Genomic DNA, 13,394 nt, shown 5'->3' on the forward strand with positions numbered 1-13,394 from the left:
CGGCAGGTGCACGGCGGCGCGTGATGGTGGAGGGGTCGATGACTCAGGGGGCCGGTCAGGGACCCGACGTACGGCACGGCGGACTGCGGACGACCGCCGGGACCGGCTCGGGACATCCGCAGGCCATGCCCGTACTGCGGCCCGCCGCACGGAACGGCGTTCCGCAGCAGCAGTCCGGGCCGGAAGAGCCGGCGCCGGAGCACGCCGCACCGCGGGACGAGGAGCGGAACGAGGCGCAGCAGCACACCGGGACGCGGGAGGGGACGCCGTCCGCGCAGCGGCCCCCGCGACGCGAGCCGTGGCCCGTCCTGCAGCCGCCCCGTACGGAACCGGAGACGCAGCGCGTCCCCCGCACGGCGCCGGAAGCGGAGACGCAGCTCCTGTCGCACGCCGGGGACGCCCCGCAGGCCGGGGGCGGCCCGGGAGTCGCGGACGGGCAGGAGGCGCAGCTCATCCCGCGGATCGGGGCCGGGCCGGAACTCCTCCCGCACGCGGAGCCCGAGGCGGAGACGGAGCTGCTCCCGCAGGCCGCGAGCGAAGCGGAGACGGAACTCCTTCCGCAGGCGGGGCCCGAACTCCTCCCGCAGGCAGGGCCCGAGGCGGAGACCGGACTCGTTCCGCAGGCCGCGACCGAGCCGGAGCCCGTACCGGATCCGGCCGAACAGCCGCCGCCGGACGCGGAGTACACCCCGACCCAGCGCGATCTCCCCGTCCTCGGCGACACGGGCGCGGACCGCGAGCCGACCCTCGTCGACGTACCGCAGCCCGTGGCCGACGACGAGGAGAGCGAGGGCCCGCTGTTCGTCGTCGGCGACGTGCACGGCTATCTCGACGAACTGCGCGCCGCACTCCGCGAGGCCGGGCTCATCGACGCGGAGGACCACTGGATCGCCGGCACCGCGCGGCTGTGGTTCCTCGGCGACTTCACCGACCGCGGCCCGGACGGCATCGGCGTCATCGACCTGGTGATGCGCCTGTCCGCCGAGGCGGCCGCCGCCGGCGGCTACTGCAAGGCCCTGATGGGCAATCACGAACTGCTGCTGCTGGGCGCGAAGCGCTTCGGCGACACCCCCGTCCACTCCGGCGCGGGCACCGCGTCCTTCCAGGCGGCCTGGCTGCTCAACGGCGGCCAGCGCACCGACATGGACCGGCTCGAGGACCACCATCTGCAGTGGATGTCCCGGCTCGACGCCATGGCGCTCGCCGACGGCCATCTGCTGGTGCACTCGGACGCCACCTGCTACCTGGACTACGGCGACACCATCGACGCCGTCAACGACGCGCTGACCGAGGCCCTCCAGCGCAACGACGCGGACGAAACCTGGGACCTGTTCCGGAAGTTCACCAAACGCTTCGCCTTCCGCGACGAGGGCGCCGGCGCCGGTACGGCGCGCGAGCTGCTGGCCGCCTTCGGCGGGGAGCGGATCGTGCACGGCCACAGCCCCATCCCGTACCTCCTCGGGCAGGTCGGCAGCGAGGACGAGAACGGCGAGGAGACCCCGCCCGATGTCACGGGCCCCATGGTCTACGCGGACGGTCTCGCCATCGCCATGGACGGCGGAGTGACCATGGCCGGAAAACTCCTTGTCACCCAACTTCCCCTGGCTGAATAACAGGTTCGGGGGCAGGCGTCCCACAGACGCACGGATGGGGCGGGCGGGGCGGGGGCCCAGGAGAGACGGCGGGGGGAGACCGAATTGCTGAATTCACCTGTCACGGAGTGCCGGAAGCCCTCTACCATCGGTTCTGCCACGACGGGCACCTGACGCCTGTCGTGACACCGCCCCGCCCGTCGACCGGCCCACCCAGGCCCTACGGAGCATCGGGGGATGCACATGAACAGCGCTCCGCATCTGCTGCTCGAGGACCGGCCCGAGTTCGAGCGGGTCCTCGACGAGGCTCTGCGTACCGCACACCACCGGCCCGACCTGGCCGCCATAGGCCGGCGGCTGAACACCGAACAGCTGCGCACGATGGCCCTGAGCGCGGCGACGGCGATAGCCGCCTGCGCCGCCACGGAGTACGAGGAGTTCGTGCGGCTGCGCGAGGACGCCCGGCGTCCCGTCGTGCTGCCGGACGCCAACAGCCCGGCGGAGAACGGGAGTACGGGCGAAGCAGCCGAGCAGAGCGCTGAACGCGGGGGCGGTGTCGGCGGTCTGGCGGGCGCGATGGGCGAGGGCTTCGTCGAGACCACCGGCGCCGGACTGGTCGCGATCGTCTCGGTGCTCGCGCCGGTGCTGGCCGGCACCGCCGCGGTGATCTTCCTGCTGCTCGGCTATCTGCTGCACATCATGACGCCCGAGCCCGCGGTGGCGGCGCCCATGCGCAGCATCGGCTGGATCTTCGCGCTGCTGGCCCTGGCCGGGGTCGTGGTCGCCATGTTCGGGCTCATCTTCACCGCCCTGCGGAACGGGGCGAGTTCGATACGGGCACCACGGGGCGCCCACGAGGGCGCGGGAGACGACGGCCCGGCCTCCCTGGTCGTCGAGGCCCGCGCCGCGTGGCGGGAGGCGCTGATGGAACGCGGCATCGTCCCGTTCCTGCGGGAGGCCCTCGCCGATCCCCAGGGCCCGGGCGGCCAGGCCCCCGTGGCGTACGTACCGGACGAGGGCGCGAGCCGGCAGCGCACGCCGCGGCTGGGCTACTCCCACCCGGACTTCTCCAGCCGTACCGCGTCGGAGTCGGAGGGCGCCCGGCCGCGCTTCTCCAGCCCCGACTTCTCCAGCCCCGACTACGGCGGCCCAGACCACCAACCGGACTGACGTCCGGGGGGCGGCGGCTGCGGACGATGTGCGGCTCCGCCCCAACCCGCGGCGTTCAGCCCTTCGCCGCGTCCAGCGCCCGGTTGACGTCCGCCACCAGGTCCGCCGGCGACTCCGCGCCGACCGAGAGCCGGATGAAGCCCTCGGCCACCGCGTCACCGCCCCAGCGCCCCCGCCGCTCCGCGGTGGACCGCACGCCGCCGAAGCTCGTCGCGTCGTCGACCAGCCGCAGCGCGGCGAGGAACCGTTCCGCGAAGCCCTTGTCCGGGAGCGTGAAGGACACCACGCAGCCGAACCGCCGCATCTGGCGCACCGCTTGGGCGTGCGACGGGTCGCCGGGCAGCCCGGGGTGCCGTACGCCGGTCACCTCGGGCCGCTCCAGCAGCGCCTCGGCGACGGCGAGCGCGTTGGACGCCTGCCGCTGCGTACGGATGTCCAGCGTCGCCAGGGAGCGGTGCGCGAGCCATGCCTCCATCGGGCCGGGGATCGCGCCCACGATCTTCCGCCAGTGCCGCACCGAGGCCGCCAACTCCGCGTTGCGGCAGGCGACATAGCCGAGCAGGACGTCGCCGTGCCCGGTGAGCGCCTTCGTACCGCTGGCGACGGCGAAGTCCGCGCCCAGCTCCAGCGGCCGCTGCCCGAGCGGCGTGGCCAGTGTGTTGTCGACGGCGACGAGCGCGCCCCGCTCGTGCGCCGCGTCCGCGAGCCGCCGGATGTCGCACACGTCGAGCCCGGGGTTGGACGGCGACTCGATCCACAGCAGGGAGGCCCCGTCGAGGACGTCGAGCTGCGCGTCGCCCCCGGTCGGCGCGGTGCGCACCTCGACGCCGAAGCCCTCCAGGCGTTCGCGCAGCGGAATGAGCAGGTTGTAGCCGTCGTTCGGCAGCACGACGGCCTGCCCCGGCTTCGCCTGCGACAGCAGCACCGCCGAGATCGCGCCCATGCCGGAGGCGAACGTGACCGTCTCCACGTCGTCCGTGCCGGGCGCCTCCAGCTCGCCGATGGCGCTCTCCAGCCCCGTCCAGGTCGGGTTGGAGTCCCGGCCGTAGGCGTACGGGGCGCCCGCGGGGTCGCCCGGCAGGTGGTAGTGCGCGGCGAACACGGGCCCGGGGAGCGGCGGGGCGTACGCCTCCTCCTCGGGCAGCCCGGCGCGCACGACCCGCGTCGCGTCGCTGTCCGCTCCCGTACGCCCCTGTGCGGGCCCGCTCGTGCCGGCGGGGTTCTCGCTGCTCATCTCGCTCACGCTCACAGTCCGTTCGTGCCCGGCCCGTCGGCCGGGGCCGGTGGTTCAGCCCAGTGCAGCCCGCGCCGACCGTGCCGCGGATCCGCACTGCGTTCCGTAGCCGGATCCGAACAGGGCAGCGTGCAGCAGCAGATGCTGCAGCTGGTGGAGGGGAACGCGCTCGGCCCGCCCCGGCACCGGGCGCACCTCGTCGTACGCGGCGAGGATACGGGAGAGCTGCGGCGTCCCGAACAGCTGGAGGAGCGCGAGGTCCGTCTCGGGGTGGCCGCCCTGCGCCGCGGGGTCGATGAGCCGGGCGCGGCCGTCGGCGGCCCAGTGCACATTGCCGGCCCACAGGTCGCCGTGGATGACGGCGGGCGGCTGCGGCGGCCCCGCGAGGTCCGCGCCGCCGGCGTCCAGGTCCTCGCAGAGCCGCTCCACGTCGCGGGCGTCCCCGGCGGAGATCGCGCGGTTGTCGGCGGCACGGCGCAGGAACGGCAGCAGCCGGTACGTGGCGTGGAAGGCGGGCCAGTCCGCCGCCTCGGTGACGGGCTCCTCGGGCGAGGGCAGCGGCAACGGGCCCAGATAGCAGGGCAGTCCGGGCGTTCCATACGATTCCGCCGGGCTGTCGTGCAGCGCGGCGAGGTCCCGGCCGAGCCGTTCGGCCTGGTCCGCCGTGGGCGCGCCGGGCTCGATCCACTCCAGTACGAGCACGTCCTGCCCGGCGGCGAGGACTTCGGGCACGGCGACGGCCCCCGTGGCGCCGAGCCGGGCGAGCCCGGCGGACTCCGCGGCGAAGAAGTCCGGCGCCGCGTCGTGCCGGGTCTTGGCGAACACGCGGACCTCACCGTCCGCGTCCCGGCCGCCCGCGGCCGCCGCCCGGTCCGTTCCGCCGCGCAGTCCGACGACGTACGCGTCGCAGATGTCGCCGCCGCTCACCGGGCGGGCGCCGGTGCTCCGTTCGGCTCCGGCCAGCCGGGCCACCCGTTCGGCGATCCCGCCGGACCCGGCAGTCATCAGCCGGGCTCCTCGGTGAGCTGTTCGCGCTCCTCCAGCTCGGCCGCGACCTCGGCGACGAGGCCAGGCACCGCCGACTCGACGAGTTCCAGGCACTCGTCGAAGCCCTGGGTGCCGCCGTAGTAGGGGTCCGGGACCTCCAGGCCCCAGCGGTCGTCGGCGGACGCGTCGGGGTCGTACGAGCGCAGCAGCCGCACCTTCGCGGCGTCCTGCGGGGTACGGGCCATGCCGCGCAGTTCCCGCTCGTGGCCCTGGTCGAGGGCGATCACGAGGTCGTGGCGGGCGAAGTCCTCGGGCCCGAACCTGCTGGCGGTGTGGGTGAGTTCGTAGCCGGCGGCGCCGAGCACCGCGCTGGTGCGCGGGTCGGCGGGGTCGCCGATGTGCCAGCTGCCGGTGCCCGCGCTGGAGGTCTCGACGAGGCCGTCCAGGCCGGCGTCCTCGACCCGGGCGCGGAACACGGCCTCGGCCATCGGGGAGCGGCAGATGTTTCCGGTGCAGACGAAACAGACGCTGTACATGCTCTCCATCCTGCGCGAGGAGGGTTACGGAAGGCGGAACGCGGGGCGGGTCCCGTACCGGTCCCGCGGTGGGGGTCCGGTCCGGGCCCGCGGGTCAGTCCCGCTCGGGAAGGATCATGTTCAGGGCCCAGGAGACGATCGAGATGATCAGTCCGCCGAGCACCGCGGCCCAGAAGCCCTCCACGTGGAAGCTGAGATCCACCTTGTCGGACAGCCACGAGGTCAGCATCAGCATCAACGCGTTGATCACGAGCGTGAAGAGGCCGAGCGTGAGGAGCAGCAGCGGCAGCGAGAACAGTTGCACGATCGGCTTGACCACGACATTGACGAGCCCGAAGATCAGGGCGACGAGAATCACGGTGAGCGTCCGCTGGCCGAAACTGCCGCCGTGCAGCGTGATGTCACCGACCAGCCAGACGGCCACGGCGAGAGCCGCGGCGTTGGCGATGGTTTTGATGAGAAAATTCGTCATGCTGCGATCGTCGCAGGAAAGACAGTCCAGGGCACAAGGGCGGGGCACAGCAGTGGGGGACCGGTGAAGGCGTTCAGACTCGAGGAACTGGAAGCGGAGCGCTCCGCCAACGACGGTGCGTATCTGCAGTTTCTGCGGGAGCGTCACATGTCCGCCGGGCTGTACGCGCTGAACGCGGGCACCGTCGATCCGCAGCAGCCGCACCACCAGGACGAGATCTACCTCGTCGTCAGCGGCCGCGGCTGGCTCACGGTCGGCGAGGAGACCACGAGCGTCGCCCGGGGCAGCGTCGTCCACGTACCGGCCAGGACGCCGCACAAGTTCCACCACATCTCGGAGGATCTGCGGGTCGTGGTGATCTTCTCTCCTCCGGAGGGCTGACCCCGCGGGTCCGGGTCGCACCCCCGATGACCTCAGGGTTGTGTAGGGGTCCGGTCAGGGACGGACTGGGGCTGATCCCCCTCCCGGCGCGGCCCGGGGTTCCCTAGCATCGACGGCAGAGGGCAACCGTTCCGAGGCATTCCGAGGAGAGCACATGGACAGCAAGGGCATTCTGAGCGACCTGCCGTGGTGGGTGAAGTGGATCGCCATACCGGTGATCGCGCTGGTGGTGTTCGGCGGCCTGATCGGCAGCCTGGTCGGCTTCCTCGTCGGACTGCTGGTGAAGATCCTCCTGTTCGTCGCCCTCGTCGGCGGTCTCGTCTTCCTGGTGCGGAAGTTCACTTCGGCTTCCTCCTCTTCCCGCCGCGGCGACTGGTGACGGGCGCCGGCTGCTGGGCCGGGCCGCCGCCCGGGCCCGCACCCGGGCCGGCCGGGTGTCCGGGGGCGGCCGGGGTGCCCGGGGGCTGAGCGGGATCCGCTGCCGGCTCCGGGGTCTTCCGGCGGTCGGCGGAGACGACCAGCGCGGCCAGCAGCGTCGTCACCGGCACCGAGGCGACCAGACCGATCGAGCCGACAAGGGTGCGGACGATCTCCTCGGCCACCACCTCGCTGGTCGCGACCATGGAGACGCTGCTGCGCGCGATGGAGAACAGCAGCAGCAGCGGCAGGGCCGCACCGGCGTAGGCGAGCACCAGGGTGTTCACCACCGAGGCGATGTGGTCCCGCCCGATCCGCATCGCGGCCCCGTAGACCTTCCGCCAACTCGCCGTCGGATCGGCCTCCTTCAGCTCCCAGACGGCGGCGGTCTGGGTGACCGTCACATCGTCGAGTACGCCCAGCGAGCCGATGATGACCCCGGCCAGCAGCAGACCCCGGATCTCGATGTTCGGATAGAGCCCGTGCACCAGGCCGGTCTGGTCGTCCGTATTGCCGGTCAGCTGCGCCCAGTCGATGAACAGTGAGCCGAGCAGCCCGATCAGCAGCAGTGAGGTGAGGGTGCCGAGTACCGCCACGGACGTCCGGGCCGACAGTCCGTGGCACAGATAGAGCGTGGCCAGCATGATCGCGCTGCCTCCGACGACCGCGACCAGCAGGGGATTCGAGCCCTGCAGGATCGCCGGCAGGATGAACAGCGAGAGCACGGCGAAGCTCACCGCCAGCCCGACCAGGGCCAGGACGCCGCGCATCCGTCCGACCACGACCACGGCGAGCGCGAAGATCCCCGCGAGCAGCATGAGGGGCACGTCGCGGTCCACGTCGATGACGCTGTACTGCAGTTCGCGGGGCGCCTTCTCCGCGTAGGCGACCACCACTTTCTGCCCCGCGGTGAACTTACGGGTGGCGTCCGGGGTGATGACCTCGGTGAAGGTGTGCCCCGTGTCCTTCCCCCCGGTGACCTTCACGGTCGCCTTCTGGCAGTCCTTGCCCTTGCCCTGCCCCGGCTGCTGTCCGGGCTGTCCCGCCTGCCCCGGCGGAGCGGCCTGGCCGGGCTGTTGGGCGGGGGCCTGCTGTGCCGCGTTGACGTCCGCGCAGTTGACCTGCACCAGCTTGGTGACCTGGGCGGGGAAGGTGGGCCGGTCGAAGCCGACGCCGGTGTGCTGCTGGTGCGCCGGGAGGCCGCCCGGCCACAGCACCGCCAGCCCGGTGAGGACGGCGACGGCGAAGGGGATCAGCACCGCGGCGATGACTTTCCGCAGATGCCGGGAGACGGGGGCGGCCGGAGCGTGGCCGTGGGCGTGCGAGTGTCCGTGCGCGCCGCCGGGCGAGCCGTGGGGGGCATGGCCCGGGGGATGGCCGTGCGGGGAGCGCTCAGGTGTCGGAGTCACCGCCCGATCATCGCAAGAACGGCGGGGCCCCCTGTTCAGCCCACCCCGTGTGCCGCTAGCGTGGCTTTCGTCTTTGCACATCGCGGGAGCTCCGAGCACGGGGCTGAGAGGGCGCTGACCTCCGCAATCGCCCAACTGGGCGGCGGGGAAGGCTGCGTCGACCGCAGAACCTGTTACCGGGTAATGCCGGCGTAGGGAGTGGGTCACATGGCCACGCAGGATGCACGCACGCCCCAGAATGCCTCCGAAACGGGTGAAACCCGTCAAATCGGCTGGCACAAGGGCTACGTGAGCGGTTCGCGCCCGGACATCCGGGTGCCCGTCCGCCAGGTGCACCTCACCAACGGGAAAGACGTGACGCTGTACGACACGTCCGGCCCGTACACCGACCCCCAGATCGAAACCGACGTCCGCCGCGGGCTCACCCCGCTGCGACAGAACTGGATCATCGAGCGAGGCGACACCGAGGAATACTCCGGCCGTGAACTGCGGCCCGAGGACGACGGCCTGAAGCACACCTCACCACGCGGCGGCCTGAAGAACCTGGACGCGGTCTTCCCCGGCCGCCCCCGCCAGCCCCGCAGGGGCCGGGACGGCCTCGCCGTCTCCCAACTGGCCTACGCCAAGCGCGGCGTGGTCACCCCGGAGATGGAGTACGTGGCGGTCCGCGAGCAGTGCTCGCCCGAATTCGTCCGCGACGAGATCGCGGCCGGCCGGGCCGTACTGCCCGCCAACGTCAACCACCCGGAGATCGAGCCGATGATCATCGGCAAGAACTTCCTGGTGAAGGTCAACGCCAACATCGGCAACTCCGCCGTCACCTCCTCCATCGAGGAGGAGGTGGAGAAGATGACCTGGGCGACCCGCTGGGGCACCGACACGGTCATGGACCTCTCCACCGGCCGCAACATCCACACCACCCGCGAATGGGTGCTCCGCAACTCCCCCGTCCCCATCGGCACCGTCCCCCTCTACCAGGCCCTGGAGAAGGTCGACGGGCAGGCGGAGAAGCTCAGTTGGGAGGTGTACAAGGACACCGTCATCGAGCAGTGCGAGCAGGGCGTGGACTACATGACCGTGCACGCGGGCGTGCTGCTCCGCTATGTGCCGCTCACCGCGCGCCGCAAGACCGGCATCGTCTCGCGCGGCGGCTCGATCATGGCGGCCTGGTGTCTGGCACACCATCAGGAGAGCTTCCTCTACACCCACTTCTCGGAGCTCTGCGAGATCCTCCGCTCCTACGACGTCACCTTCTCGCTCGGTGACGGCCTGCGCCCGGGCTCCATCGCGGACGCCAACGACGAGGCGCAGATGGCGGAGCTGGACACCCTCGGCGAACTCAACAGGATCGCCAAGGCGCACGACGTACAGACCATGATCGAGGGCCCGGGCCACGTACCCATGCACAAGATCAAGGAGAACGTCGACCGTCAGCAGGAGGTCTGCGAGGAAGCGCCGTTCTACACGCTCGGCCCGCTGACCACCGACATCGCCCCGGCGTACGACCACATCACGTCCGGTATCGGCGCCGCGATGATCGGCTGGTGGGGCACGGCGATGCTCTGCTACGTCACGCCCAAGGAGCACCTGGGTCTCCCGGACCGGGACGACGTGAAGACCGGCGTCATCACGTACAAGATCGCCGCGCATGCGGCGGACCTCGCGAAGGGTCACCCCGGCGCCCAGGACTGGGACGACGCGCTGTCGGACGCCCGCTTCGAGTTCCGCTGGGAGGACCAGTTCAATCTGGCCCTCGACCCGGACACCGCGCGGGAGTACCACGACGCGACGCTGCCGGCCGAACCCGCCAAGACGGCGCACTTCTGCTCCATGTGCGGCCCGAAGTTCTGCTCCATGAAGATCAGTCACAGCATCACGGAGCAGTTCGGCTCGGACGAGGACGGCACGCTGAGCGAGGAGGAGGTCAGGGCCGGGATGCTCGCCAAGTCCGAGGAGTTCGCCGCGGCCGGCAACAAGGTCTACCTCCCCATGGCGGACTGACCCGCCGTACGACAGGCGGGCCGTACGACAGGCTCGCCGTACGACAAGCCAGCGGGCCCCGTACGGCAGGCCCGCCGCACAACGCACCACGGCCTGCCACCAGGCAGAACGGGCCCGGAGCCGCCGCCTCGCGCGGCGGCTCCGGGCCCGCCCGTTTCCCCGCCCCCGGGCCGCACGCACCGGAGGTCCGGCAGCACGGCCCCCCGCCGTGCTGCCGGACCTCCGTCATCCCCGTGTGCGCGCGAAGCGGTTCGGGACTCCCCCCACGTGCCTCGAACCGCCCACGGCTCAACGCGCGAAGAACCGTGCGTATAAGGCTAGTTGACCCTCGGTCAGTGTCCAATCACTGTATCGACATGGACCTATCGCGATATTTATCGTTGTGCCAGCGCCACCGAAGCCGCGATCCGGGCACGGAGGCCCCATGGACCTGGCACTGCTGCGCACCTTCCTCGCCGTGCACCGGGCCGGCTCGTTCACCCGTGCCGCCGCTCTCCTCGGGCTGTCCCAGCCCGCCGTCACCGTGCAGATCCGCACGCTGGAACGGCAGTTGGGCCGTCCCCTCTTCCACCGCCGGGCCCGGGGCGTCACCCCGACCACCGTCGGCATGGAGCTCGCCCACAAGGTCGCCCCGCACCTGGACGCCCTCACCGAGATCGTCGAGAGCGACCCCGACGAGGAACCCGCGGCCCGCACCCTGCACCTGACGGGCCCGCCGGAATTCACCTCGCACCGCGCCCTGCCCGCCCTCGCCCCGCTCGTCGAACGCGGCATGGCGCTGCGCGCCGCCTTCGGCATCGCCGAGGAGAGCCTCGCCGGCCTGGCCGCGGGCCACTACGACCTCGCCCTCAGCACCCACCGCCCGCGCGGCGAACTGCTGACCGCCACCCCGCTGTGCGACGAGGAGCACGTCCTCGTCGCCGCACCCCGCTGGGCCGCCCGGCTCGGCGGCCCCGCCGTCATCCGCGTCAAGGCGCCCCAGCTCCTGGAGACCGTGCCCCTCGTCTCCGTCCACGAGTCCATGCCGCTCGCCACCCGCTACTGGAACGCCGTCTTCGACACCGCGCCCGCGCACTCCGGCGCCGTGATCGCCCCCGATCTGCGAGCCGTCCTGGAATGCGTGACCGCGGGCGCCGGCATGGCCGTCCTGCCCCGCTACCTCACCACCGAGGCCCTCGACTCCGGCGCCGCCGTGACCCTGTACGAACCGCCAGTACCGCCCCTGCGCACGTACTTCCTGTCCGTACGCACCGGCACACTCGCCCACCCGCACATCGCACGCGCCCACGAGTGGCTGCTGCGGGCGGCCGCCGACTGGTGAGCACCACAGCACCCCCTCCGGCCGACGGGTTTGATCCCCCGCCCCACGGGCGAAACCTCCCCCATGACCCCAGAGCGTCCCCTGGTCAACACGTCCGGCCCGGTCACCGCGCCCCCTCCGCACGGCCCGGCCACGGTGGTCAAGCGCACCGCCCGCGCCATCCTGCTCGACGGCGCCGACGACCCGCACAGCACCACCCCGCCGGACATGCTCCTCATCAAACGGACCAAGCCCGGACACGACCCCTACTGGATCACCCCGGGCGGCGGCGTCGAGCCCGGCGTGGACGCCACCGTCGTCGACGCGCTGCACCGCGAGGTCGACGAGGAACTCGGCGCGAAAGTCACCGACATCGTCCCCGCCTTCGTCGACACGGTGCACAACTCCCGCTTCCCCAACGACCCCCGGCACGGCGCGAAAGTCCAGCACTTCTTCGTCTGCCGGCTCGCCTCCATGGACCCGGAGCGCCGGCACGGACCCGAGGTCGAGGAACCCTGCGGTACGTACGAGACCGTCCGCATCCCCTTCACCCGTGAGGGCATCGCCTCGGTCCAGCTCGTACCGCCCACGCTCCGCGCCTACCTGGACGCGAACATCGAGGGCATCCGCGCGCTGCTCGCACCCGACCTCGGCTGACCGGCGGCCACCCTTAGGGGCCATCGGACAAGGCAGCGGTCAGCCGAACCAGCCCTGGAAACCGCCCCGTTCGCCCTCACCGCCGGGCTGCCCCCGGCCCGCGGCCGCCGCGCCGCGCCGCTGCGCCTCGGCCAGCGCCCGTTCGGCCTCCAGCCGCCACGCCGCCGGATCGTCCGGCACCGCAGGCCCCTGCACCGCAGGCACCGCGGACGGCGCGGGCCCGTCGTCCGTCACCGACACGGGCCGGCCCGCCACCGCGGGAGGGGGCGCGGCAGAGGCGTACACCGGCGCCCGCTCCTCCCGCCGCGCTTCCACGGCCTCCGCGGCTTCCGCAGCCTGCACGGCCTCCCGCGCCTGCGCCGCCTCCCGCTCCCGGCGCTCCCGCTGGTCCTGCTCGCGCCTGTCCTGCTCCCGGCGCTCCTGCTCCCGGCGTTCCTGCTCCCGGCGTTCCCGCTCCTGCCGGTCCCGCTGCTCCTGCTCCCGCCGGTCCCGCTCCCAGGCCGCCTGAGCCGCCCGCGCCTCCTCCAACTCCCGCGCCTCTTCCGCCGCGCGGGCCTCCTGCCGCTCCCGCTCCGCCAGAGCCTCACGCTCCGCACGGGCCTCCTGCGCCTCTCGGGCCGTCCCGAAGAAGTCGCCGCCCTTGCGCTTGTAGTCGTCCGTGCCCCAGTCCCGGGCCGTCCGCTTCGGCGCCTTCTGAAAGTGCGGTATGTGCTTCGCGCAGTGGATGTACGCCTCCTCCACCGTCACCCGCACCCACAGCCGCGTACGCCGCCCCGGCACGTCCTCCACCGGCAGATCCGGGTGTACGGCGCGCAGGTCGTCGTCCTCCACGAGCTCCGCGCGCCCGTTGATGTGCAGCCCGATCCGCGCCTGAGTGAAGTCCATGAGCAGGATGCCCAGATGAGGGTTCTCCCGGATGTTGCCCAGGCTGGCGTGCACCCCGTTGCCCCGGTACTCGGGGTAGGCGACCGTCCGCTCGTCCAGCACCCGCAGAAACCCCGGAGGCCCCGCCCGGAAACTGCTGTCGCACTCCCCGTTCCGGTCGGAGGTGGCGAGGAAGAACATCTCCTGCCGCTGCGTGAACTCCCGCATCCGCGCGTTCAGCCGGTCCAGCACCTGCTCGTCGTAGAACCGGCCGGCACGCTCCTCCGTACCGAGGCTCCGCTGCAGTTCGTGCTCCCCGCCGCTGCCCGGCCGCCGTCCCGCCTCCGGCCATCCCTCCGCGTCAGCCACGCCGC

13 protein-coding genes are annotated in these 13,394 nt (G+C 72.3%); 7 read left to right on the plus strand and 6 right to left on the minus strand.

Features of this window, described 5'->3' with window-relative positions; genetic code table 11:
* Positions 1 to 515: 515 nt before the first annotated feature.
* Positions 516 to 1,613, plus strand: coding sequence for a metallophosphoesterase (locus tag AC3AGO_RS17360; RefSeq protein ID WP_487824690.1), 1,098 nt, complete (start codon positions 516 to 518; stop codon positions 1,611 to 1,613).
* A gap of 216 nt (positions 1,614 to 1,829) precedes the next feature.
* Complete coding sequence (locus AC3AGO_RS17365; protein WP_487821121.1) at positions 1,830 to 2,762, plus strand: hypothetical protein; 933 nt, start codon at positions 1,830 to 1,832, stop codon at positions 2,760 to 2,762.
* A 55-nt stretch (positions 2,763 to 2,817) separates the two neighbouring features.
* On the opposite strand, the gene AC3AGO_RS17370 is transcribed toward AC3AGO_RS17365, so the two are convergent.
* The 4 genes from AC3AGO_RS17370 to AC3AGO_RS17385 form a co-directional block, all read right to left on the minus strand.
* Complete coding sequence (locus tag AC3AGO_RS17370; protein WP_487821122.1) at positions 2,818 to 3,996, minus strand: cystathionine gamma-lyase; 1,179 nt, start codon at positions 3,994 to 3,996, stop codon at positions 2,818 to 2,820.
* 54 nt (positions 3,997 to 4,050) lie between these two features.
* Positions 4,051 to 5,001, minus strand: coding sequence for a fructosamine kinase family protein (locus AC3AGO_RS17375; protein ID WP_487821123.1), 951 nt, complete (start codon positions 4,999 to 5,001; stop codon positions 4,051 to 4,053).
* A complete protein-coding gene (locus AC3AGO_RS17380) occupies positions 5,001 to 5,519 on the minus strand; it encodes a low molecular weight protein-tyrosine-phosphatase (protein WP_487821124.1) in 519 nt (172 codons plus the stop codon). The genes AC3AGO_RS17375 and AC3AGO_RS17380 overlap by 1 nt, the downstream gene beginning before the upstream one ends.
* A 94-nt stretch (positions 5,520 to 5,613) precedes the next feature.
* Positions 5,614 to 5,991, minus strand: coding sequence for a phage holin family protein (locus AC3AGO_RS17385; protein WP_487821125.1), 378 nt, complete (start codon positions 5,989 to 5,991; stop codon positions 5,614 to 5,616).
* Positions 5,992 to 6,054: 63 nt separating this feature from the next.
* Here AC3AGO_RS17385 and AC3AGO_RS17390 point away from each other — a divergent pair, with 63 nt between their 5' ends.
* Together AC3AGO_RS17390 and AC3AGO_RS17395 are read left to right on the plus strand one after the other, a co-directional pair.
* On the plus strand, positions 6,055 to 6,372 hold the full coding sequence (locus AC3AGO_RS17390) for a cupin domain-containing protein (protein WP_487821126.1): 318 nt from the start codon (positions 6,055 to 6,057) through the stop codon (positions 6,370 to 6,372).
* 154 nt (positions 6,373 to 6,526) lie between these two features.
* Positions 6,527 to 6,751, plus strand: coding sequence for a DUF5326 family protein (locus AC3AGO_RS17395; protein ID WP_487821127.1), 225 nt, complete (start codon positions 6,527 to 6,529; stop codon positions 6,749 to 6,751).
* Here the strand turns inward: AC3AGO_RS17395 and AC3AGO_RS17400 are convergent.
* Complete coding sequence (locus AC3AGO_RS17400; protein WP_487821128.1) at positions 6,711 to 8,279, minus strand: YibE/F family protein; 1,569 nt, start codon at positions 8,277 to 8,279, stop codon at positions 6,711 to 6,713. The two genes, AC3AGO_RS17395 and AC3AGO_RS17400, sit on opposite strands and share 41 nt — an antisense overlap.
* Positions 8,280 to 8,405: 126 nt before the next feature.
* On the opposite strand from AC3AGO_RS17400, the gene thiC reads away from it, so the two are divergent.
* The 3 genes from thiC to AC3AGO_RS17415 all read left to right on the plus strand — a co-directional run bounded on the left by thiC (position 8,406) and on the right by AC3AGO_RS17415 (position 12,156).
* A complete protein-coding gene (thiC, locus tag AC3AGO_RS17405) occupies positions 8,406 to 10,199 on the plus strand; it encodes a phosphomethylpyrimidine synthase ThiC (RefSeq protein ID WP_487821129.1) in 1,794 nt (597 codons plus the stop codon).
* Positions 10,200 to 10,623: 424 nt separating this feature from the next.
* Complete coding sequence (locus AC3AGO_RS17410) at positions 10,624 to 11,520, plus strand: LysR family transcriptional regulator (protein ID WP_487821130.1); 897 nt, start codon at positions 10,624 to 10,626, stop codon at positions 11,518 to 11,520.
* 63 nt (positions 11,521 to 11,583) lie between these two features.
* On the plus strand, positions 11,584 to 12,156 hold the full coding sequence (locus tag AC3AGO_RS17415; RefSeq protein WP_487821131.1) for an NUDIX domain-containing protein: 573 nt from the start codon (positions 11,584 to 11,586) through the stop codon (positions 12,154 to 12,156).
* A gap of 39 nt (positions 12,157 to 12,195) precedes the next feature.
* Here AC3AGO_RS17415 and AC3AGO_RS17420 read toward each other — a convergent pair whose 3' ends face one another.
* Complete coding sequence (locus AC3AGO_RS17420) at positions 12,196 to 13,389, minus strand: pyridoxamine 5'-phosphate oxidase family protein (RefSeq protein WP_487821132.1); 1,194 nt, start codon at positions 13,387 to 13,389, stop codon at positions 12,196 to 12,198.
* Positions 13,390 to 13,394: the final 5 nt, after the last annotated feature.

Source organism: Streptomyces sp. BL1 (assembly GCF_057628045.1).